The 21,649-nt window shown below is 38.4% G+C and carries 24 protein-coding genes and 2 other annotated features; all 24 genes read right to left on the bottom strand.

The features are described from left to right. Positions 1–49 precede the first annotated feature (49 nt). The 24 genes from AC2VNP_RS19755 to AC2VNP_RS19640 all read right to left on the bottom strand — a co-directional run bounded on the left by AC2VNP_RS19755 (position 50) and on the right by AC2VNP_RS19640 (position 20,821). Positions 50–652, bottom strand: a complete 603-nt coding sequence (locus AC2VNP_RS19755) for a class I SAM-dependent methyltransferase (protein WP_486918986.1) — start codon at positions 650–652, stop codon at positions 50–52. Between the two features lie 163 nt (positions 653–815). After that, the gene (gene rplL, locus AC2VNP_RS19750; RefSeq protein ID WP_275120349.1) at positions 816–1,181 is read right to left on the bottom strand and encodes a 50S ribosomal protein L7/L12; all 366 of its coding nucleotides are present in this window, start codon (positions 1,179–1,181) and stop codon (positions 816–818) included. A 59-nt stretch (positions 1,182–1,240) separates the two neighbouring features. Continuing rightward, entirely contained in the window at positions 1,241–1,738 is a 498-nt protein-coding gene (rplJ, locus tag AC2VNP_RS19745; protein ID WP_486918985.1) for a 50S ribosomal protein L10, read from the bottom strand. A 35-nt stretch (positions 1,739–1,773) separates the two neighbouring features. Further along, positions 1,774–1,906: a sequence feature (ribosomal protein L10 leader region), on the bottom strand. A 58-nt stretch (positions 1,907–1,964) separates the two neighbouring features. Next, positions 1,965–2,705, bottom strand: coding sequence for a 50S ribosomal protein L1 (rplA, locus tag AC2VNP_RS19740; protein WP_486919017.1), 741 nt, complete (start codon positions 2,703–2,705; stop codon positions 1,965–1,967). Between the two features lie 71 nt (positions 2,706–2,776). Continuing rightward, positions 2,777–3,202, bottom strand: coding sequence for a 50S ribosomal protein L11 (gene rplK / locus AC2VNP_RS19735; protein ID WP_275120347.1), 426 nt, complete (start codon positions 3,200–3,202; stop codon positions 2,777–2,779). A 252-nt stretch (positions 3,203–3,454) separates the two neighbouring features. Further along, positions 3,455–3,991, bottom strand: coding sequence for a transcription termination/antitermination protein NusG (gene nusG, locus AC2VNP_RS19730; RefSeq protein WP_486918984.1), 537 nt, complete (start codon positions 3,989–3,991; stop codon positions 3,455–3,457). A 67-nt stretch (positions 3,992–4,058) separates the two neighbouring features. Continuing rightward, on the bottom strand, positions 4,059–4,256 hold the full coding sequence (gene secE, locus AC2VNP_RS19725; RefSeq protein ID WP_486918983.1) for a preprotein translocase subunit SecE: 198 nt from the start codon (positions 4,254–4,256) through the stop codon (positions 4,059–4,061). A 73-nt stretch (positions 4,257–4,329) separates the two neighbouring features. Then, the gene (gene rpmG, locus AC2VNP_RS19720) at positions 4,330–4,479 is read right to left on the bottom strand and encodes a 50S ribosomal protein L33 (protein ID WP_275120344.1); all 150 of its coding nucleotides are present in this window, start codon (positions 4,477–4,479) and stop codon (positions 4,330–4,332) included. Positions 4,480–4,689: 210 nt separating this feature from the next. After that, entirely contained in the window at positions 4,690–5,358 is a 669-nt protein-coding gene (gene sigH, locus AC2VNP_RS19715; RefSeq protein ID WP_486918982.1) for an RNA polymerase sporulation sigma factor SigH, read from the bottom strand. Positions 5,359–5,415: 57 nt separating this feature from the next. Then, positions 5,416–5,928, bottom strand: a complete 513-nt coding sequence (locus AC2VNP_RS19710) for an NYN domain-containing protein (protein ID WP_486918981.1) — start codon at positions 5,926–5,928, stop codon at positions 5,416–5,418. A 1-nt stretch (position 5,929) separates the two neighbouring features. After that, on the bottom strand, positions 5,930–6,685 hold the full coding sequence (rlmB, locus tag AC2VNP_RS19705; RefSeq protein WP_486918980.1) for a 23S rRNA (guanosine(2251)-2'-O)-methyltransferase RlmB: 756 nt from the start codon (positions 6,683–6,685) through the stop codon (positions 5,930–5,932). A gap of 7 nt (positions 6,686–6,692) precedes the next feature. Beyond that, positions 6,693–7,103 carry a Mini-ribonuclease 3 gene (locus AC2VNP_RS19700; RefSeq protein ID WP_486918979.1) on the bottom strand — a complete coding sequence of 137 codons (411 nt, stop codon included), beginning with the start codon at positions 7,101–7,103 and terminating at the stop codon, positions 6,693–6,695. Between the two features lie 4 nt (positions 7,104–7,107). Further along, entirely contained in the window at positions 7,108–8,508 is a 1,401-nt protein-coding gene (gene cysS, locus AC2VNP_RS19695) for a cysteine--tRNA ligase (RefSeq protein WP_486918978.1), read from the bottom strand. 20 nt (positions 8,509–8,528) lie between these two features. Further along, the gene (gene cysE / locus AC2VNP_RS19690; protein WP_486918977.1) at positions 8,529–9,194 is read right to left on the bottom strand and encodes a serine O-acetyltransferase; all 666 of its coding nucleotides are present in this window, start codon (positions 9,192–9,194) and stop codon (positions 8,529–8,531) included. 72 nt (positions 9,195–9,266) lie between these two features. Next, positions 9,267–9,484 (bottom strand) — a binding site (T-box leader). 4 nt (positions 9,485–9,488) lie between these two features. Continuing rightward, on the bottom strand, positions 9,489–10,952 hold the full coding sequence (gltX, locus tag AC2VNP_RS19685) for a glutamate--tRNA ligase (protein ID WP_486918976.1): 1,464 nt from the start codon (positions 10,950–10,952) through the stop codon (positions 9,489–9,491). Between the two features lie 138 nt (positions 10,953–11,090). After that, on the bottom strand, positions 11,091–11,567 hold the full coding sequence (gene ispF, locus AC2VNP_RS19680; protein ID WP_486919016.1) for a 2-C-methyl-D-erythritol 2,4-cyclodiphosphate synthase: 477 nt from the start codon (positions 11,565–11,567) through the stop codon (positions 11,091–11,093). Beyond that, entirely contained in the window at positions 11,567–12,256 is a 690-nt protein-coding gene (gene ispD, locus AC2VNP_RS19675; protein ID WP_486918975.1) for a 2-C-methyl-D-erythritol 4-phosphate cytidylyltransferase, read from the bottom strand. Before ispD ends, ispF begins: the two co-directional genes overlap by 1 nt. A 27-nt stretch (positions 12,257–12,283) precedes the next feature. Beyond that, positions 12,284–13,375 (bottom strand): PIN/TRAM domain-containing protein, encoded by a 1,092-nt coding sequence (locus tag AC2VNP_RS19670; protein WP_486918974.1) that lies wholly within the window; start codon positions 13,373–13,375, stop codon positions 12,284–12,286. A gap of 213 nt (positions 13,376–13,588) precedes the next feature. After that, on the bottom strand, positions 13,589–14,662 hold the full coding sequence (disA, locus tag AC2VNP_RS19665) for a DNA integrity scanning diadenylate cyclase DisA (protein WP_486918973.1): 1,074 nt from the start codon (positions 14,660–14,662) through the stop codon (positions 13,589–13,591). A gap of 2 nt (positions 14,663–14,664) precedes the next feature. Further along, positions 14,665–16,041 carry a DNA repair protein RadA gene (gene radA, locus AC2VNP_RS19660; RefSeq protein WP_486918972.1) on the bottom strand — a complete coding sequence of 459 codons (1,377 nt, stop codon included), beginning with the start codon at positions 16,039–16,041 and terminating at the stop codon, positions 14,665–14,667. 182 nt (positions 16,042–16,223) lie between these two features. Beyond that, positions 16,224–18,665, bottom strand: a complete 2,442-nt coding sequence (gene clpC / locus AC2VNP_RS19655; protein ID WP_486918971.1) for an ATP-dependent protease ATP-binding subunit ClpC — start codon at positions 18,663–18,665, stop codon at positions 16,224–16,226. Positions 18,666–18,683: 18 nt separating this feature from the next. Then, a complete protein-coding gene (gene mcsB / locus AC2VNP_RS19650; RefSeq protein WP_486918970.1) occupies positions 18,684–19,757 on the bottom strand; it encodes a protein-arginine kinase McsB in 1,074 nt (357 codons plus the stop codon). 3 nt (positions 19,758–19,760) lie between these two features. Beyond that, entirely contained in the window at positions 19,761–20,297 is a 537-nt protein-coding gene (gene mcsA, locus AC2VNP_RS19645; RefSeq protein ID WP_486918969.1) for a protein-arginine kinase activator protein McsA, read from the bottom strand. Positions 20,298–20,353: 56 nt separating this feature from the next. Then, the gene (locus tag AC2VNP_RS19640; protein ID WP_275120395.1) at positions 20,354–20,821 is read right to left on the bottom strand and encodes a CtsR family transcriptional regulator; all 468 of its coding nucleotides are present in this window, start codon (positions 20,819–20,821) and stop codon (positions 20,354–20,356) included. Positions 20,822–21,649: the final 828 nt, after the last annotated feature.

Raw genomic sequence — 21,649 nt, 5'->3', positions numbered from 1 at the left:
ATTGGCAGTTATACGCATTAAATAACAATAACACAACTGAATATCATAGTCAATTTTTTTCTGCGCGAATTATAAAATAACCTTTTTTCTTTTCAACAACCTCAACTGTAGCAAATAACGTCTTTAACTTTTCAATGGTAGATGGCGCCCCTTGCTTTTTCTGTATAACAATCCATAACTGCCCACCCGAAACTAACCTCGCATGTGCTTGTTCATAGATTTGATGTACCGTGTCCTTCCCTGCCCGAATAGGTGGATTTGTTAAAATGGCAGCGAAGTCGTTCTTCTCAATTGCATCAAAAAGATTACTTTGAAAAACCTCAACATTACTAATTTTATTTTCAGCGGCATTTTCCTTTGACAGCTGTACGGCACGTTCATTAATGTCAGCCATGTAGACTGTTCGAACATTATTTTCTTTTGCCAAAGCTAAGCCAATGGGACCGTAGCCGCACCCCATGTCTAAGAGATCACCTTCTACATCAGGAAATTGAAAAGCCTCTATTAATAGACGACTCCCAAAGTCTATCTCTTTTTTAGAAAATACCCCTGCATCTGAAATAAATCGCAACGCGTTTCCTCTAAGATCGAAAGTAAAACGATTTCTATTACTTTCAACACTAGGTGTTTCCGAATAATAATGATTGGTCATCTTAACAACCCCACATTTCATCTTAACTTTACTCTTTTCATTGGCTCTATCATCGAAAGAATAGAGTCTACTTTAATTATGGTCTAAAGAGGGATACTTATAGTCATTAAAATGAAAAAAACCGGGTGCGGCTCAGCCTCACCCAGTCTGTTTTTTTATGAAATTACTTAACTTCTACAGAAGCACCAGCTTCTTCAAGTTTAGCTTTCATTTCTTCAGATTCTTCTTTAGAAACGCCTTCTTTAATTGGAGCTGGAGCGCCATCTACCATAGCTTTAGCTTCTTTTAAGCCAAGACCAGTGATTTCACGTACTACTTTAATAACGTTGATTTTAGATCCGCCAGCACTTGTAAGAATTACGTCGAATTCAGTTTGCTCAGCAGCAGCGTCGCCACCAGCAGCGCCACCCATAACAGCTACAGGAGCAGCTGCAGTTACACCAAACTCTTCCTCGATTGCTTTTACTAAGTCGTTTAATTCTAATACAGTCATTTCTTTGATTGCTTCTAAGATTTGCTCTTTACTCATGATAAATCCTCCTAATCAGATCTTTAATATTTTATCCGAAACTTAAGTTACTGAAACAATTATGCACCTTGCTCTTCTTTTTGTTCTGCAACAGCTTTTGTAGCCAATGCAAAGTTACGAACAGGAGCTTGAAGTACGCTAAGCAACATAGAAAGTAAACCTTCGCGAGATGGAAGTTCCGCTAAAGCTTTTACTTCTTCAACAGTCGCAATACGACCTTCGATTACACCAGCTTTAATTTCAAGAGCATCATGTTTCTTTGCGAACTCATTGATGATTTTTGCAGGTGCAACAACATCCTCAGCACCAAAAGCAATTGCAGTTGGTCCAACTAGTTGTGCGTCTAACTCAGTTAATTCTACTTCAGCTGTCGCACGACGTGCCATCGTATTTTTATATACTTTGAACTCGACGCCCGCTTCACGAAGTTGTTTACGAAGTTCAGTAACTTCTGCTACGTTTAATCCACGATAGTCAACGATAATTGTTGATTTGCTATCACGAAGTTTAGTAGCGATCTCTGTTACGACTTCTTGTTTTTTTGCAAGTACGCTCATTCTTACACCTCCTATGGTTCTTTCATACCGTTCAGAAGCCAATATAAAAACCTCCGCATATAGACATACGGAGGTCATGTTAGTCATAGATATAACATAAATGACAACCTCGGTAGGGAATTAAGCGATTAACGCACCTACTGTCTACGGTATGGATTGCTATTAATAACTCGATTAATAGAACACCTAAATTAGTATACTCTATCGATCGACTAATGTCAATAATTTATTTAGCAACAGATGCTACGTTAACTTTTACACCAGGACCCATTGTTGATGCAACAGCAATGTTCTTCATGTAAGTACCTTTTGCTGCAGCAGGTTTAACTTTGTTTAGAGTATCAACAATTGTAGTTAAGTTCTCAACTAGTTTGTTTGTTTCAAAAGAAACTTTACCAATTGGGCAGTGGATATTTCCAGCTTTATCTACACGGTACTCTACTTTACCAGCCTTAATTTCATTAACAGCCTTTTCTACTTCGAAAGTAACTGTTCCTGTTTTAGGGTTTGGCATTAAACCTTTTGGTCCTAATACACGACCAAGTTTACCAACTTGACCCATCATGTCAGGAGTCGCAACGATTACATCAAAGTCAAACCAACCTTGGTTGATTTTGTTAATGTAATCTTCATCTCCAACATAATCAGCGCCAGCAGCTTCTGCTTCTTTCGCTTTTTCACCTTTAGCAAATACTAACACACGTTGAGTTTTACCTGTACCATTTGGTAGTACAACTGCTCCACGAATTTGTTGATCTGCTTTCTTAGGATCTACACCAAGACGTACAGCGATTTCAACTGTCTCATCAAACTTAGCAGTAGATGCTTTTTTTACAAGCTCAATTGCTTCTTCAGCAGAATAAACTTGATCACGGTCTACTAATTTCGTAGCTTCTTGATATTTTTTTCCTCGTTTAGCCACTTTCTTTTCCTCCTCGTTTGTGGTTTTATCGGTAGTACCTCCCACTAATAAAGGTTGCGAACCTAACAAAATGTTAGGTAAGGATTCCTCCTAATCGCAACCTCCTGCAACAAACATTAGTCCTCGATAACGATTCCCATGCTTCTAGCTGTTCCTTCAACCATACGCATTGCTGCTTCTACATCAGCTGCGTTTAGGTCAGGCATTTTTGTCTCAGCGATTTCACGTACTTTGTCACGCTTAACAGTTGCGACTTTAGTACGGTTCGGTTCACCAGAACCAGACTCGATACCAGCTGCTTTCTTAAGAAGAACTGCAGCAGGTGGAGTTTTAGTGATAAATGTAAAAGAACGGTCTTCAAATACCGTAATTTCAACCGGAATGATTAAACCAGCTTGATCAGAAGTACGAGCATTGAACTCTTTACAGAAGCCCATAATGTTTACTCCAGCTTGTCCTAGTGCAGGTCCAACTGGTGGTGCTGGGTTTGCTTTCCCTGCTGGAATTTGTAACTTAACCATTTTAATAACCTTTTTAGCCACGCGACACACCTCCTTAGTCCGTGATGTGGTAACCGGGTTTTGACCCTCCCACTCATTAAACAGGTATTCACTTTTTTGAATACCCATATCAAACAAAACAATATTATCACTTTGAAACTAAGATATCAAGTTCTTTTAAAAACTATTTATATCCAATTTAGTATCAAAAGATAATAAAGCACCCATAATAAGACACTCAAACAAGACAACATCTGAAAAAAATTAAAGCCCCCAAACTCAAGGGGCTTATGATCAGATTACCTTTTCAACTTGAGTAAACTCCAATTCAACCGGGGTTTCTCGACCGAACATATTGACGTGTACTTTAACTTTTCTTTTATCAGCTTGAATTTCTTCAATCGTACCGATAAAGTTCGCAAAAGGACCTTCAATTACTCTTACTGACTCTTTAATTTCAAAGTCAATATCAGCTCTCGGTTCATCAACACCCATTTGTTTTAAAATTCCTTCTACTTCTTCTGGCAGTAAAGCAGTCGGCTTAGAACCCGCCCCTGCTGACCCTACAAACCCCGTAACTCCAGGCGTGTTACGAACAACATACCAAGAATCATCGGTCATAACCATTTCAACAAGTACATAACCAGGAAACACTTTCTTTGTAACAGATTTACTTTTTCCATTCTTAATTTCAGTTTCTTCTTCAACTGGAACAAGAACACGGAAAATTTTATCTGTCATATCCATTGTTTCGACTCGCATCTCAAGGTTAGTTTTCACTTTGTTTTCGTAACCAGAATAAGTGTGAACAACATACCAGTTTTTCTCCATACATCTTAGGACTAAACTTGTCCTTCCCTCCTCTATGGATAAACTCCAAGAATTACTCGATCAACTTTTATCCTAAAATTAAACGAAGCAAACTTGAAATCCCTAGATCAACTACTGCAAAAAAGACTGAAATAAAAGCAACTGTTCCGAGTACGACTAACGTATAACGTGTCAACTCTTTGCGCGTCGGCCAAGTTACTCGTTTCAATTCAGCCATCACTTGACGTAAAAATTTCCAAATGCTTGTTCTTTCACGGTCAGCCAATCATGACACCTCCAGCACTCATCACTTGAGTAAGCAACCATTTATTAAATAATAAAAAAGACTTGCTGTCTTTTTATTTTGTTTCTTGGTGAAGTGTATGTGTTTTGCAAATTTTGCAAAACTTCTTCATTTCAATGCGGACCGCTTGGTTCTGCATATTCTTATCTGTTGTGTAATTTCTTGATTTACATTCTGAACAGGCTAGTACAGCTTTTTTCCGCATCGAGCACCTCCGAAAAAAACAATTAAGAAATGCTTACATTCTTTTAAACTCTATCATAACGGCTAATTAGTGTCAATAAAGCAATTGGGGTCCATTTCCATTATGTGCATAAAAACAAAAAAATAAACATAAGGCTAACTCTGCTCCAACTTACACCTTTGTATCCAGTGTACACTTTCACTTTAGCAACCTTATGCTTAGTTTCTTATTTTATAAACTTATTCCTTTTAATTCAACGTACCGCTCTAACTTCCTCTTAACTCTTTGTAGTGCATTGTCTATTGATTTCACATGCCGATTTAAGTCTGCTGAAATTTCTTGGTACGACCGTCCGTCTAGGTACAACATCAAAACTTTACGTTCCAATTCACTTAAAATCTCACCCATCTTAAGCTCTATGTCATCAAATTCTTCTTGATTTATGAGTAATTCTTCAGGATTAGTCACTTTAGTGCCGCAAATGACATCAAGGAGCGTTCGATCTGATTCTTCATCATACAATGGTTTATCAAGGGATACATACGAATTTAGTGGAATATGTTTTTGACGGGTTGCTGTTTTAATAGCTGTAATAATTTGTCTCGTAATACAAAGTTCAGCAAATGCTTTAAACGAAGAGAGCTTGTCCTCTTTGTAGTCACGTATCGCCTTATAAAGACCAATCATACCTTCCTGTACAATATCTTCGTGATCAGCACCAATTAAAAAATAAGATCTCGCCTTTGCTCGTACGAAATTCTTATACTTATTAATCAAGTACTCTAAAGCCGCACTATCTCCCTCTCTAACCTTCTCCACTAATAATTCATCTTCAGCTTGTCCTATATTCGGGTGTATCGTCTCCTTGATTTGAGTGCTCACAAAAATCCCTCCGACCATGACTGATGTTTAGATATAAAATTATTATATAGTACCTTTTTTGGAAGCGTCAACCACTCATGAGTCGCCTCGACGCCATTTTTCAAAAATTTCAGCCATCTCCTTAGAAAGTGAAATTCTTGTCGAAATTACTGGTTTTCGCCTGTTTTCGACATCTTTTTTAATGCCTTTTTCCGCTGTCTCAATTTCAATTTGAAGCTCACGAGCAGACTTCCTTAGTGCCCCGCTACCAAAAATGACAGACTGTTCAGTAAAGTCGGATGTAGCTACATAAACTCGAGTTACGACGTTTTTAAGTTCCTTTACTAGTTTTTCGATTCGCTCATCAGCTGTTTCATTCTCTCGGGTATAAATCACTTGCACTCGATGATTTTTATACTTTTTACCTACTCCAGGAACCATATGGGCATCAAACACTAACATCACTCTAATTCCTGTATAAGCTTGGTACTCTGCCATCTTTTCAATTAACTGATCTCTAGCAAGATTTAAGTCCTTGTTCTTTAATATCCTTAGCTCAGGCCACGCCCCAATGATGTTATAGCCATCCACTAATAAAATATCTTTCATTTTAGCTCCTGCCTAATGGGCTGCGGTGACGGTATACCTCGTACATTAAAAGACTTGCTGCTACAGAAGCATTTAAAGATGTTACTTGACCGACCATCGGTATTTTTACTAGAAAGTCACATTTCTCCTTAATCAAGCGACTTATTCCCTTACCTTCACTTCCAATAACTAGACCAATGCCCATATTAAAGTTCGCTTGCCTATAATCTTCAGTTCCTTGGGCATCGGTCCCTGCAAACCATAAACCTTTATCTTTCAATTCGTCCATGGTACGAGCTAAATTAGTTACACGTACAACTGGCACGTGTTGAATCGCTCCCGTTGAAGCTTTTGCAACAGCTTGAGTTAACCCTACCGCTCTTCGTTTAGGTATAATCACACCATGAGCTCCAACCGCATCAGCTGTTCTTAGAATAGAACCTAAATTATGCGGGTCTTCTATTTCATCTAAAACGAGAAAGAACGGATCTTCATTCCGCTCTCTAGCTCGATTAAATAAATCATCCATTTCAGCATATTGATAAGCGGCAATTGAAGCAACTACACCTTGATGGTTCGGTGAGTCAACGAGTTGTTCAAGCTTTCGTTTAGGTACATGTTGAACAATTACGCCATTTTCTTTTGCAAGTTGCAGCACTTTAGTAACTTGTCCCTTTTGAGTGCCTTCACCTATCCAGATTTTATTAATCGGATGAGATGCTTTTAGTGCCTCTATAACTGGATTTTTTCCCATAATGAATTCTACTTCTTTACTCATAACCGAACTAGCCCTCTCTTTCTATTAAAAAGAACATCCTTTGAATAATTTCATCCAATCGATTTTGATTACCTAATAGATAATGATATCCGAGTAACGCTTCGAAAGCCGTACTGTAACGGTACGTATTATGATCTGTATTTTTAGGGATTGTTCCTGATTTAGCATTTCGACCTCTCATAATGACACTTTGTTCTTCTTCTGAAAAAAAGTTTTCTTCAAGTAACGTACCAATTACTTTAGCTTGTGCCTTAGCTGAAACATAACGAGTTGCCTCATGATGAAGCTTATTAGGTCTTGTTTTTCCAATTGCAATTAAGTGGCAGCGTACATAGGTGTCTAAGATGGCATCACCCATGTACGCTAATGCTAATGCATTTAACTGTTTAGCATCGATACTATGATCACTGATTTTCATTGAATTATGACCTCTTCCAGCGAACGCCTTGTGGTGTATCTTCAAGAATAATTCCTTTTGCTTTTAATTCATCTCTAATTTGATCCGCTAAGGCAAAGTCACGGTTTTTTCGAGCATTTGTACGATCTTCAATTAACTGTTCAATTTCCTCATCTAGTAATTCTTTCATTACCTCTAGTTTGATCCCTAATACAGAACCTAATTCAGTTAATTGCTTATGAAATGCTTCTAAAACAGTTTTTGAAGTCTGTTCTTCACGTAAATAGACATTCGCTTCTTTTGCGAGATCAAACAGAACCGATATTGCATTCGCCGTATTAAAGTCATCGTCCATTTCTTTTATAAAACGCTCTTTATAACTATCTACTTTTCCAATCCACGTTTCAACTTCTTTCCCTAAATCTGCACTTTCAGCTAAACGATGTTTGAGGTTTTCAACTGTAGTTTGAAGTCGCTCCAGCCCATTTTTTGCACTTTCTAACAACTCACCACTGAAATTAATCGGACTTCTATAGTGAGCAAGCAACATGAAGAACCTTACGACATCTGGTGAATGTTGTTGAATAATGTCATGTACCAGTACAAAATTTCCGAGTGATTTCGACATTTTTTCGTTATCTATTTTAATATAACCATTATGAATCCAATAATTTGCCATCGTTTTCCCAGTTAAAGCTTCAGATTGAGCAATTTCATTCTCATGATGAGGGAAGGTTAAGTCCTGACCACCGGCATGGATATCAATTGTATCCCCTAAATATTTTTTTACCATCGCTGAACATTCAATATGCCAGCCTGGTCTTCCTTTCCCCCAAGGACTATCCCAAGAAATTTCATTCTCTTTTTCTGCTTTCCATAGCGCAAAATCTAGTGGATCCTCTTTTCCTAAATCTACTTCAATACGCGCTCCTGACTGAAGGTCTTCAACGGACTGATCGGATAGCTTTCCGTATCCATCAAATTTTCTCGTTCGGTAATAAACATCACCATTGACTTCATAAGCGTATCCTTTATCCATTAAAGCTGAGATAAAATCGATGATCTCTGGTATCGTTTCTGTTACTCTTGGATGATGATCGGCTTTTTCAACGCCTAATGCACAAGTATCCTCGTGATAGGCATGGATAAATCGCTCAGCAATGGTTGGTACATCTTCCCCTAGTTCCTTTGCAGCACGAATTAGTTTGTCATCCACATCGGTAAAATTTGAAATATACGAGATTTCATATCCGCGGTATTGGAAATAACGACGAACAACATCGAAGACGATAGCTGGTCTTGCATTACCAATATGAATGTAATTATAGACAGTAGGTCCGCAAACATACATCTTTACTTTACCTTCTTCAATTGGAACAAACTTCTCTTTTTTTCTAGTGAGTGTATTATATAAATAGATTGCCATAAGCAATTCAACTCCTAATCCTAGTCTTTTTCAATTACCTGTTTTCGCTTATAATATTCAATTTCCGTTCGAAGTGCGTCAATTTGATCTTCTAATTCACGAAACTTATCGGAAATCGGATCTGGTAAATTATGATGATCTAAATCCCCTTTTACTTTCACTCCATTCTGAAGAACGACTTTACCCGGTATACCAACGACGGTAGAATTTTTAGGGACCTCCTTGAGAACAACAGACCCCGCTCCAATTCTCGCATTTTCTCCAATTGTAAATGATCCTAAAATCTTTGCTCCTGAGGCAATTAAGACATTATCCTCGATCGTTGGGTGGCGCTTTCCTTTTTCTTTACCAGTTCCGCCTAATGTTACACCTTGATAAATGGTTACATTATCACCAATCTCACAGGTTTCCCCAATAACTACTCCCATTCCATGGTCAATAAATAAGCGCTGACCGATTTTGGCCCCTGGATGAATTTCAATTCCTGTAAAAAAGCGACTAATCTGTGAAATCGACCGTGCGAAAAAATACATCTTTCGTTTCCAAAACCAGTGTGCCAGCCGATGAGACCAAATGGCGTGGACACCAGAATAGGTGAAAATGACTTCTAAACGACTTCTGGCCGCCGGATCTTGTTCAAATACGACATCAATATCATTTTTTAATGTTTGAAAAACTTTCTTCATACGTACCTCCCCCATCGCCTTGTTGACTTAAATGGTGAAAAGCGCATAGAAAAAAGCGTCTCTGTGCATATGCACAGAGACGCTTTCGGCGCGGTTCCACTCTGTTTAAGCAATGTATAATTGCTTCTCCTCTTCTACGATAACGGCGTAACCGCTCTTACCTACTTAAACGTTCAATAAGAGACTCTAAGGCGCAACTTCAGAACGACTAATCTTAAACCACTTTCAGCCTGGGTGGTTCTCTCTGAAAAGACAGCTACGTTCCTACTCTACCTTGTCTTCGTTTTAACTTGTTTAGTTATGTTGTAACGCTTGCTTCAGACGCTGAATGACCATCTCTTTTCCAAGCAGCTCAAGAGTATCTGGAAGATCGCGTCCGTGCGTTTGTCCTGTTGTCGCTACACGGATTGGCATAAATAACTTTTTCCCTTTATGCCCCGTTGCTTTTTGTGTCGCTTTTGTCGCCTTATTAATGTTTTCTGCCGTATATGTTTCTGTTGCTTCAAGCTCATTAATAAACTGTTGCAATACTTCTGGAACTTGCTCTTCAGCTAGTATTCCTTTTGCTTCTTCATTATAATCGATTTCTGATTTGAAAAACAACTCTGTAAGCTCAACGATTTCAGCACCGTAAGACATTTGCTCTTGATACAATCCAATTAAGCGATTTGCCCAATCTTTTTGCTCAGCAGTCATCTCTTCCGGAAGTCTGCCCGCACGAATTAAATGCGGTAAAGCGAGTTCAACTACACGATCTAAACCAGCTTCTTTCACGTATTGGTTGTTCATCCATGCTAACTTATCCGTATCAAATACAGCTGGGGCTTTCGCTACTCTATCTAAGCTGAATTGCTCAATTAGCTCAGCTTTTGTAAACTTTTCTTCTTCTCCAACTGGGGACCACCCTAATAACGCCAGGAAATTCACGATCGCTTCAGGCAGGTAGCCTAAATCACGGTACTGCTCTACAAATTGAATAATTGATTCATCACGCTTACTCATTTTTTGACGGTCTGGGTTCAAGATAAGTGAAGCATGAGCAAATTTGGGTACTTCCCAGCCAAATGCCTCATAAAGCATCGCCTGGCGCGGTGTATTTGATAAGTGCTCTTCCCCGCGAATTACGTGGGAAATTTTCATTAAATGATCATCAACTACTACTGCAAAATTATACATCGGAATCCCATCTTTTCTAGCAATAACAAAGTCACCGATTCCATCCGACTCAAAACTTACTTCGCCACGAACCGCATCATCAATCACATATGCTTTACCTTCTGGCACACGGAAGCGCACAACTGGTTTAAGACCTTTTTCTTCGTACGCTTTTCTTTGCTCCTCTGTTAAATCCCGGTCTCTGCCACTATATTTCGGATTTTCGCCTCGAGCAATTTGAGCTTCGCGTTCTGCTTCAAGTTCTGCTTCCGTCATATAACAATAGTACGCTTTCTTCTCATCAATGAGCTGTTGGAGATATTTTTTATAAATATCTATTCGCTCCATACAACTATATGGACCGTATTCACCACCGATATCTACACTCTCATCCCAATCAATTTGAAGCCATTTTAAGCTCTCTAACAGCTTCTCCTGGGCATTTTCTACATTTCTTGCTTGATCTGTATCTTCTATACGTAAAATAAACTTCCCGCCTTGATTTCTAGCGTATAAATAATTAAAAAGAGCGGACCTTGCTCCTCCAATATGTAAGTGCCCTGTAGGACTAGGGGCAAAACGTACTCTCACTTCATTTGACATAGTGACACCTTCCATTCTCTCGTTTCGCATAGTTATTCTGTAACATATTATTACGAACTGAAGCTTTTCGGTCAAGAGTTTTAGAAAACTTAACGCAAAGAAACACGTTTCAGTAGTAGCTTGTATTCCTATTACTGTTTAGTCTTTTGTTAGTAATATAACAGCTTGAGCTGCGATACCTTCTCCTCTGCCAGTAAAACCAAGTTTTTCAGTTGTCGTTGCTTTTACATTTACTTGATCAATAGTACCTTCTAATAGTTGGGCAATTCGTTCTCTCATTCGGGAAATGTGCGGTGCCATTTTGGGCTGTTGGGCAATAATCGTACAATCAATATTTCCCAGTGAATAACCATTCATTTTTACAATTTTCCAGACTTGTTCCAGCAACTTTGCTGAATCCGCATCTTTATATTCAGGATCTGTATCAGGAAAGTGTTTTCCGATATCCCCCTCCCCGATTGCACCTAAAGCCGCATCAGCAATTGTATGTAACAAAACATCTGCATCTGAATGACCCAGTAAGCCTTTCTCATAGTCTATTTCAATTCCACCAATAATAAGTGGACGTCCTTCTACTAATTGATGAACATCAAAGCCTTGTCCCACTCTAATCATCATTCTTTCCCCTTTCGACTCGCTAATATTGCTTCGGCAAATAATAGATCTTCTGGTGTTGTTAATTTCATATTTAAATAGTCACCTTCAACTATTGCCACAACTTCACTCATATTTTCAACCAAACTTGCATCATCTGTTCCTAAGAAAGACTGTTGTTTCGCCAGCTCATGTGCTTTTTTTATAAGTGACAGACGAAAAGCTTGTGGGGTTTGAACAGCCCACAAGCTTGAACGCTCCATCGTTTCCTCGACTTTGCTTTCAGTTACTTTTTTAATCGTATCTTTTACAGGAACTGCTATAACAGCTGCTCCGGTTTCATTTGCACATAGAACTAATTCGTGGATTTTCGTTTGTTCAATAAAAGGGCGAGCACCATCATGAATGAGGACGATCGTTTCATCTTTTATCACGTCTAATCCATTAGCAACACTATACTGTCTTTCCGATCCACCCATCACATAGTCATTCACTTTTTGAAGATTATAATGTTGAACTAAATTCATCATGACTTCTTTCTCTTCTTTATTAGTAACTAGAATGATTTCGCTACACCATGGATCTTTTTCAAATACAAGAAGAGTATGAATAATAAGTGGCATGCTAGATAATTGCAAAAATTGTTTATTTTGTCCTGCTTTCATTCGTTTTCCTTGCCCTGCTGCAGGAATAACTACTGAATAGTTCATAATTTCCTCACCACTCGCACTAAATTTCTATAATGCTTTTTCAAGTAATTTAGGCTTAGCAAAAATCATCCGTCCTGCGCTTGTTTGAAGAACACTTGTAACAATAACATCAATTTGTTTGCCAATGTAATCTCGACCACCTTCAACGACGATCATTGTTCCATCATCCAAGTAAGCAACGCCTTGATTGTGCTCTTTTCCATCTTTTATCACTTGAACATTTAATTCTTCACCAGGAAGAACAACTGGCTTAACTGCATTTGCTAAGTCATTAATATTTAAAACAGGTACACCTTGCAACTCGCAAACTTTATTTAAATTAAAGTCATTTGTTACAACAACTCCTGAAAGCAATTTCGCCAGCTTCACTAACTTGCTGTCGACTTCTTGAATCTCATCAAAATCGCCTTCATAGACTTCTACTTTGATCGGTAATTCTTTTTGGATTTTATTCAAAATATCCAATCCGCGGCGACCACGGTTTCGTTTTAATACATCTGAAGAGTCCGCAATATGTTGTAATTCTTCCAATACAAACTCAGGAATGATTAATGTCCCCTCTAAGAAACCAGTCTTACAAATATCTGCAATGCGACCATCGATAATAACACTAGTATCTAATAATTTCATCGTGCCACTTCGTTCTTTTTCGACGTCTCCATCTTTCTTTTTGTCTTTACGTTGTGCGACCGAAAAGAGATTTATAAGTTCATCACGCTTTTTAAATCCAATTTGAAAACCAAAGTAACCCAGGAAAAAAGTAATAAAGATCGGTAAAACTGAGCTGATCACAGGTACTTGGATGGCGTCAATGGGGATTCCGATTAAATAGGCAACAATTAAACCTACGATAAGACCCATTGTCCCAAAAAGTACGTCGGTTATTGGTGCTTTAACAATGGCTTCTTCCATCAACTTCATCAAACCAACGATATAATCAGCTAACCAAAAAGTAGAAAGATAAAAAATAATTGCTCCAAAAACAGCTCCTGCATAAGAACTCATAACCCAATTTGGCAACTCACCAAAATTAAGGATTTCAATTAAATCCGGAATGAATAGAAACCCTAGTGTCCCTCCTATTAGGACAAAAAATAGTTGGACTATTCGTTTTAGCATGATTTCACCTCCTTTTACTATTATAGACAAACTTTTTCTTTTGAAACGTGTCAACCTATATTTTCCACAAATTCACATAATAATTTGTAAGTGGTATACAATTAACCGTATCAGATGTACTTGTTCAATGTCAATTTAAAACTCTATATTATATATCTATCTCCTAAATTCGTCAACATATTACAACTAGAATGCTCTTTTTGTCGAAATAGATTATATATGCCGATCTATAAATAATTGTTCCTGAATTCGGTTTAACCCATGTTTGATCATCTTCGCACGCGCTTCTCCAATTCCTTCAACTTCATCAAGCTCTTTAATAGATGCAACCATAATTTGACTTAAATCTCCGTATGTATCTATTAAATTTTCTATCACAAGAGATGGTAAACGTGGAATTTTGTATAGAATACGATATCCCCTAGGGCAGACGGTCTGCTCTTGAATATTGAAGTTTTTCGAGTATCCTAACAACTTAACGACAAGCTGCTCATCTAATAATTCTTCGTTTGACAACTTCTGTAAATCTTTTAACGTTTCGTAAGCATCTTGTGATTTTTCTTTAACGTAGTCCTTAATTAAAAGAACTGCTTCTTTTTCAATATTAGAGACCAGTTCATTCAGCTGCATTGTAATAAGTCGCCCTTCACTGCCAAGCTCGTTTACATAGTTTAAGATTTCATTTTTTATGCGTAATACCATTTGTACTCGATGAATGACTTGAAACACTTCTTGAAACGTGACAAGTTCCTCAAACTCTAATGCCCCTAAATTTGTAATACCTTGATCTAATACCGTTTTGTATTTTTCTAACGTCTGAATCGCTTGGTTAGCCTTCGTTAAGATAACGCCAATATCTCGTAATGAATATTGATGCTCTCCTTTATACAGCGTAATAACATTACGGCGTTGTGATATCGAGATGACTAAGTTGCCTGTTTGCTTCGCAACTCGCTCAGCTGTTCGATGACGAATACCTGTTTCATTCGAAGAAATTGAGTTATTAGGGTTAAGTTGCGTATTGGCGTATAAGATGCGTTGTCCATCTTCACTTAAAATGATCGCTCCATCCATTTTAGCTAGTTCATATAAGTATGCCGGTGAGAACTCACAATCGATAAAAAAACCGCCATCTACGATATTTTGCATCTCTGCGTTGTACCCTAAAACAATTAATCCGCCCGTTTTGGCTCTTAATACATTATCAATACCATCTCTTAATGCTGTCCCTGGCGCTACTAGTTTTAAAATATCGGTGATAAACTTTCCTTTTTTTCGTTCTTCCATTTTTAGCCTCCTAGTGCAACATCTAGAGCATCTTCAAGCGTTTCCACCCCAATGACTTGAATACTTTTTGGGATCGTCCAGCCTCCGATATTTTTCTGAGGAATAATCGCTCGCTTGAAACCAAGCTTTGCCGCCTCATTAATTCGTTGCTCAATTCTAGCTACTCGTCTAACTTCTCCTGTTAAACCTACTTCCCCAATCATTACATCTGTTGGCTGCGTCGATTGATTTCTAAAGCTGGATGCAATACTTAACGCAATAGCTAAATCTATAGCTGGCTCATCTAAACGAACTCCGCCGGCCACATTTAAATAGGCATCTTGGCTTTGTAATAGCAATCCGACTCGCTTTTCTAATACTGCCATTAAGAGAGACACTCGATTATGGTCAATTCCGGTAGCCATTCTTCTAGGGTTACCAAAGCTGGTTGGCGAAACAAGTGCTTGAATTTCTACTAAGACAGGCCTTGTTCCCTCCATCGAAGCTACGACTGTCGAACCCGCAGCTCCTTCTGTTCTTTCTTCCAGAAAGATTTCAGATGGATTGACGACTTCTTCCAGTCCGCCTTCCTTCATCTCAAATATCCCAATTTCATTCGTTGAGCCAAAGCGATTTTTCACTGCTCTCAATATTCGATAGGTATGGTGCCTTTCTCCTTCAAAGTAAAGAACGGAATCTACCATATGCTCTAATAGTTTAGGACCGGCAATTGAACCTTGTTTAGTAACGTGTCCGACGATAAAAATGGCAATTCCCTTCGTTTTGGCAATTCTCATAAACGCTGCAGTACATTCTCTGACTTGTGAAACACTCCCTGGTGCAGAAGTAACATCTTGCTGGAATACCGTTTGAATAGAATCAATCACAACGAGTGTTGGTTGAATGTCGTTGATCGCTTTCTCGATGTAATCAACATCTGTCTCTGATAGCACATATAATTGATCAGCTAAAACACCTAATCGGTCTGCTCTTAGCTTGGTTTGTTTCATAGATTCTTCTCCAGAAATATACAGCACTTTATAAGAATTCTTAGCTAACTGATAAGAAAGTTGAAGTAAGATCGTGGACTTCCCAATACCAGGATCTCCACCAACTAATACGAGTGAGCCCGGCACTATACCCCCGCCCAAAACGCGATTTAACTCTTTCATTTCAGTACTAATTCTTTCCTCAAGTTCATTTTCTACTTTTGTGATAGATTGTGGTCGACTTGAAGTTTCGGTACGCTCTCCGGTAACAAAGCTCCGTCCTTTCGTCGCAGACTCAACAAATTCCTCCACCATTGTATTCCAGCTTTGACAGCCTGGACATTTACCCATCCATTTCGTTGATTCATAACCACATTCTTGACATACAAACTTCGTTTTCTTTTTCGCCATTCTGTTCCCCTCTTTATAACCTACTCTTATGTTAATTGTATCATGAATGGTTTTTAGAAAAACATGACTTATTAACAAAAGAACGTATAAGTCGACGGCTTTTCCTACTGTATCCTAGATGATTGAAAAAGAACTGAAGGAGAAAGTATCTCCCCCAGTTCCCGTCCTTTGAACTATTACTTTTAGACTTGTGCACTTTCTTTTGTTTCAACGACAAGCTCATTATCTTTTACATCGATAATCGCTTTTTGTCCTTTTTTAATATTTCCTTTTAACAATTCTTCAGATAGACGGTCTTCGACTTGTTTTTGCAGGGCTCGACGCAATGGACGTGCTCCATACTCTGGGTCAAAGCCTTCATCCGATATTTTGTCTTTGGCTGCTTCAGTTAATTCAAATTGAATTCCTTGTTCAGCAAGACGCTTTTCTAGCTGTTCAGCCATTAAACTAATGATCTCACGGATATGTTTCTTCTCAAGAGAGTGGAAGACAATGATCTCATCGATACGATTTAGGAATTCTGGACGGAAGCTGTTTTTTAGCTCAGTCATTACTTTGCCTTTCATATCTTTATAGTTTTGATCTTCACTATCTACCGTGAAACCTAATGATTTATTTTTACGAAGGGTACTAGCACCTACGTTAGACGTCATAATAACAGCTGTATTTCTAAAGTCTACTGTACGGCCTTTAGAGTCCGTTAGTCTTCCGTCTTCTAGTACTTGTAGTAAAATATTAAATACCTCAGGGTGCGCTTTTTCAATTTCGTCTAGTAATATAACAGAATATGGATTACGGCGTACTTTCTCGGTTAACTGTCCACCCTCATCATGACCTACATACCCTGGAGGCGAACCAACTAGACGACTTGTTGCATGCTTTTCCATATATTCAGACATATCGATACGAATAAACGCATCTTCATCGCCAAATAACGTTTCTGCAACTGCACGGGCAAGTTCAGTTTTACCTACACCTGTAGGCCCCAAGAAGATAAATGAACCAATAGGACGTTTTGGATCTTTTAAACCAGCACGTGCACGACGAACCGCCTTAGAAATAGCTTTTACAGCCTCTCCTTGACCAATTACACGTTTGTGAAGAATTTCTTCCATACGAAGAAGGCGATCTGTTTCTTCTTCTACTAGTCTTGATACAGGAATTCCTGTCCAGCTCGTGACGACTTGGGCAATATCTTCTACAGTTACTTCTGTATTTTCCTGCCCTTGTTTCTTTTTCCATTCATTTTTCATGGTATCTAGTTCTTCTCGTAAACGTTGCTCGGAGTCACGTAATGAAGCAGCTTTTTCAAATTCTTGGCTTTGAACCGCTGCATCCTTTTCTTTTCTAGTTTCTTCAAGTCGTCCTTCAAGTTCCTTTAAGTTTGGTGGTGCAGTATAGGAACGTAAACGGACTTTTGAAGCCGCTTCATCAATTAAATCAATCGCCTTATCTGGTAAAAAGCGGTCAGAAATATAACGATCGGACAATTTAACTGCTTCTTCAATCGCAGCGTCTGTAATCGTTACACGGTGATGTGCCTCATAACGGTCACGTAACCCTTTTAAAATTTGAACAGACTCATCATTTGTCGGCTCATTGACTTGGATTGGCTGGAAACGACGCTCTAAAGCCGCATCTTTTTCAATGTACTTACGGTATTCATCTAGAGTAGTGGCACCAATACATTGTAATTCTCCGCGAGCAAGTGAAGGCTTTAAAATATTTGATGCATCAATTGCTCCTTCAGCTCCCCCTGCCCCAATAAGAGTATGAAGCTCATCAATAAATAAGATCACGTTACCAGCTTGACGAATTTCATCCATTACTTTTTTCAAACGATCTTCAAACTCACCACGATATTTTGTACCGGCTACAACCGTACCCATATCTAAAGTCATTACACGTTTATTACGTAATGTTTCTGGAACTTCGTTATTTATAATTGCCTGTGCTAGACCTTCTGCAATCGCTGTTTTACCAACCCCTGGTTCACCAATTAGAACTGGATTGTTTTTTGTACGACGGCTAAGAACTTGGATGACACGCTCAATTTCTTTACTTCTCCCAATCACAGGATCTAGCGCTTCTTCTTTTGCAATAGCAGTAAGATCACGTGCTAGACTATCTAGCGTTGGTGTGTTGGCATGTGCAGTTGTTCCAGATTGTTGGTTACCACCTGATGCTTCACTGCTTCCTAGCAACTGTAGTACCTGTTGGCGAGCTTTATTTAAGCTAACTCCTAAATTGTTCAGTACACGAGCTGCTACACCTTCTCCTTCACGAATTAATCCTAATAAAATATGTTCAGTCCCAACGTAGGAATGACCTAATTTCCTTGCTTCATCCATTGAAAGTTCAATGACTTTTTTTGCACGTGGAGTGTAGTGGATTGTCTTAGTTCCTTCTTGACCAGTACCGATTAAAGTTTCTACTTCATTTTGGATTTTATCTGAACCTAGACCTAATGCTTGTAGGGCTTTGGCTGCAATACCTTCTCCTTCACGAATAAGACCTAGTAGAATATGTTCAGTCCCAATATTATTATGACCAAGACGGATCGCCTCTTCTTGTGCTAACGCCAATACTTTTTGAGCTCTTTCTGTAAATCTTCCAAACATCATATTCATCCACCTCCAAGATTATTTCCGGACGTCTTCTAGTTTGAGACGTTCTCTAATTAGTGCTGCTCTTCGCTCATCTCTTTGATTTGGAGAGAGCGTTTCCCCGGCGAACTGCTGTAAAAATCCTGGCTGAGTTAATATCATAAGTTCATTAAGGATATTGCCTGATATACCTTCAATTAAACCTAGATCAATTCCCAATCGTACTTCTGATAAGCGCTGTGCTGCTTCCTTTGACTCCATAATCCTGCTATTTGATAAAACTCCAAAAGAACGATGGACACGATCCTCTAACTGTATTTTTGAGGATTGTAATAACATTTCTCTTGCTGAGCGCTCTTGTTGAATTAATTGCATAACCACTCCACGTAAATCTTCAACAATATCTTGTTCTGATTTTCCTAGCGTCATTTGATTTGATATTTGGAACAAGTTCCCTAAGGCTTCACTACCTTCACCGTAGATTCCACGAACAACTAAACCTAGTTGATTAATAGCTGGTAGTATCTTATTTAATTGTTGTGTCATAACCAAGGCAGGAAGGTGCATCATAACTGAAGCTCTCAAGCCAGTTCCTACATTCGTTGGACAGCTAGTTAGATACCCTCTTTTTTCATCAAAAGCATACGTCAACTTATCTTCAATCCAATCATCTAATCCACTAGCAAGTACAAGCCCTTCGCTTAACTGAAATCCAGAAAACAAACATTGGATCCGAAGATGATCTTCTTCATTAATCATGATGCTAACTGCTTCATCCTCACTCAATAGAACAGCACCATGCTTTGACTCTTCTGATAAATGAGGACTGATCAAATGCTTTTCAACCAGAACTTTCTTTACATTCGCTTTTAAATCATCCATATGGAGTAACTCTAGTTGGCCAACTGAGTTATATGGGTTTTTCATTAACTTTGTGCTAATGTGGTTAACAATTAACTTTGCTTCCTCCATTGTAGCCAAAATAGGGAACGTAAAATCTTTTAGGTTCCTAGCTAATCTTATTCGGCTACTCAGCACAATATCCGAATCTGGTCCATCTTTTTTCATCCAAGGGCTAATTGCTTCACTAATAAAACGTTCAAGTGACATAAATTACTCCTCCCCTTGATTGAATATAGATTTTTCTAATGAACGGATTTGATCTCTTACAGTCGCGGCTTCTTCAAATTCTTCTTTCGTAATATGCTGTTGTAACGCGTCTTTTAACGTATTAATCTTCCTGCGAACCTCTATAGTTCCACCGATTCTTTTAGGTATTTTCCCTGAGTGTGAGTGATTACCGCTATGGACTTTCTTTAAAATAGGATCAAGTTTATCACTAAAGGTTTGATAACAAGTGGCACACCCAAATCTACCAGTTCGAACAAACTGTTCATAGGACATTTTACATTTTTCACAAGTTAATGGCTGTCTTGGATTTACTCCTGATGTTTGCCCTTTAGAAACGGGTTGTTCGAAGTTTAATAACCCTGATAACAATTGATGAATAGAAAAACTATTAGACCCTGGAAAGTACTCTCCTTTTTCTTTCGCACAATGTTCACATATATGGAACTCGGTTTTTTCACCGTTTATAATTTTAGTGAAGTGTAAAGTGGCAGGGCGTTTATTACACTCCTGACAAATCATGGCAACCACCTCTCCCTTCAAACATTAGATACGGATTGTATGAGAAGAAAACATAGCTACTCTCGATATTTTAAAGTTTGGAGCATTGATTTGAGAACATTCGCCCGAATATAATCCCGCAGTAAAGGGTTATTCGTATTAAATAATGTGGGATCAATCACACTAAACATTAAATTCGCTTCACGTTTAGATACAGCACCCTCTTCGTATAACCTTGAAATCAAGTCTTCTGCATTGGCTTGACTTACCTTTTCACCAATGAGTTGAATCATATGTTCAAAGAGATCTGCTTTATTGTGCGCTTTTACCTTTATTATTCGAATGTAGCCGCCTCCGCCGCGTTTACTTTCAACAATATAGCCTCTTTCAATGGTAAAGCGTGTACTGATCACATAATTTATTTGTGATGGAACACATTGAAATTGTTTCGCAAGCTCGCTTCTTTTAATTTCTATAAGCTCCCCATCACTATTCGTTAAAATACTTTTTAAATACTGCTCAATAATATCAGAGATATTTCTCATCATGCCCCCTCCCTTGACTTTGACTATATTTGACTATATTAATTATAAAAAAAATAACAGAGAGTTGCAAACACATACACCTATAATTATTGCCTAAAATATGAGTTTCATTCGATTTATGTATCTTAAAGATTTATTTCGAGATTAACCTGTCAAAATCCTCTTTCCTGATAACACAAATTAGCAGAAACATTATAGATTATCCGCGAATGTTAGTACCTTATGCTCAAACTTTGGAATTGTAACAAAACCTCCATTTTCTCGACCTAATACATACTCCTTCGAATTCGAATTCGAATTCGACTTTAATTAGAAAAGCACAACCCGTTTGGATTGTGCTTTTTGCTTAGCGGCGTCCCTCTAAACCTTTCTTTTGTACAGGGACGTGATCCTTGAAGTATCACCTTTGGTCGATCCTCATGATGTTCTACGAATAGAAAGAGTTCCTCTCACTGGGGTAGACAGCTTCGTGAAGACTAGGTCATTGGCAAGATCGATGTTCGTCTTCCGTTTGTGGTCTGAGAGGCCCTTATTTCTACTAAAATCATAGTTTTGATGACTATGAGGACTGAGAGGCTCTTATTTACATAATATCATGTGATATCCCGAAATTTTCATGCAATAAGGGCCTGTGAGTCCGCTAAATGGACCAACAGGGCATTTTTTTCACAAATAACGGCTTCTGAGTCCTCTTATACATAAAAAGCGTGATTTAGCCAACCCTTTATCAATAAAGGCAAATTAAAAAAGCACAACCCATTTGGATTGTGCTTGGTGCCTAGCGACGTCCTACTCTCACAGGGGGAAGCCCCCAACTACCATCGGCGC

It is taken from the genome of Alkalihalobacterium sp. TH-98, from assembly GCF_057473385.1.
The sequence above is the reverse complement of the archived record's forward strand: the minus strand, read 5'-3'. Positions and strand labels throughout refer to the sequence as shown.

Coding starts and splice junctions, on each gene's coding strand:
- AC2VNP_RS19670 (WP_486918974.1), bottom strand. CDS start 13,375: ATGCTAAAACGAATAGTCCAACTATTTTTTGTCCTAATAGGAGGGACA.
- AC2VNP_RS19755 (WP_486918986.1), bottom strand. CDS start 652: ATGACCAATCATTATTATTCGGAAACACCTAGTGTTGAAAGTAATAGA.
- rlmB (WP_486918980.1), bottom strand. CDS start 6,685: ATGAGTAAAGAAGTAGAATTCATTATGGGAAAAAATCCAGTTATAGAG.
- AC2VNP_RS19700 (WP_486918979.1), bottom strand. CDS start 7,103: ATGAAAATCAGTGATCATAGTATCGATGCTAAACAGTTAAATGCATTA.
- rplJ (WP_486918985.1), bottom strand. CDS start 1,738: ATGAGCGTACTTGCAAAAAAACAAGAAGTCGTAACAGAGATCGCTACT.
- AC2VNP_RS19640 (WP_275120395.1), bottom strand. CDS start 20,821: ATGAGAAATATCTCTGATATTATTGAGCAGTATTTAAAAAGTATTTTA.
- rplL (WP_275120349.1), bottom strand. CDS start 1,181: ATGAGTAAAGAGCAAATCTTAGAAGCAATCAAAGAAATGACTGTATTA.
- ispF (WP_486919016.1), bottom strand. CDS start 11,567: ATGATTAGAGTGGGACAAGGCTTTGATGTTCATCAATTAGTAGAAGGA.
- nusG (WP_486918984.1), bottom strand. CDS start 3,991: ATGGAGAAAAACTGGTATGTTGTTCACACTTATTCTGGTTACGAAAAC.
- ispD (WP_486918975.1), bottom strand. CDS start 12,256: ATGAACTATTCAGTAGTTATTCCTGCAGCAGGGCAAGGAAAACGAATG.
- cysS (WP_486918978.1), bottom strand. CDS start 8,508: ATGGCAATCTATTTATATAATACACTCACTAGAAAAAAAGAGAAGTTT.
- gltX (WP_486918976.1), bottom strand. CDS start 10,952: ATGTCAAATGAAGTGAGAGTACGTTTTGCCCCTAGTCCTACAGGGCAC.
- sigH (WP_486918982.1), bottom strand. CDS start 5,358: ATGGTCGGAGGGATTTTTGTGAGCACTCAAATCAAGGAGACGATACAC.
- clpC (WP_486918971.1), bottom strand. CDS start 18,665: ATGATGTTTGGAAGATTTACAGAAAGAGCTCAAAAAGTATTGGCGTTA.
- rpmG (WP_275120344.1), bottom strand. CDS start 4,479: ATGCGGAAAAAAGCTGTACTAGCCTGTTCAGAATGTAAATCAAGAAAT.
- disA (WP_486918973.1), bottom strand. CDS start 14,662: ATGGAAGAACGAAAAAAAGGAAAGTTTATCACCGATATTTTAAAACTA.
- cysE (WP_486918977.1), bottom strand. CDS start 9,194: ATGAAGAAAGTTTTTCAAACATTAAAAAATGATATTGATGTCGTATTT.
- radA (WP_486918972.1), bottom strand. CDS start 16,041: ATGGCGAAAAAGAAAACGAAGTTTGTATGTCAAGAATGTGGTTATGAA.
- mcsA (WP_486918969.1), bottom strand. CDS start 20,297: ATGATTTGTCAGGAGTGTAATAAACGCCCTGCCACTTTACACTTCACT.
- AC2VNP_RS19710 (WP_486918981.1), bottom strand. CDS start 5,928: ATGAAAGATATTTTATTAGTGGATGGCTATAACATCATTGGGGCGTGG.
- mcsB (WP_486918970.1), bottom strand. CDS start 19,757: ATGTCACTTGAACGTTTTATTAGTGAAGCAATTAGCCCTTGGATGAAA.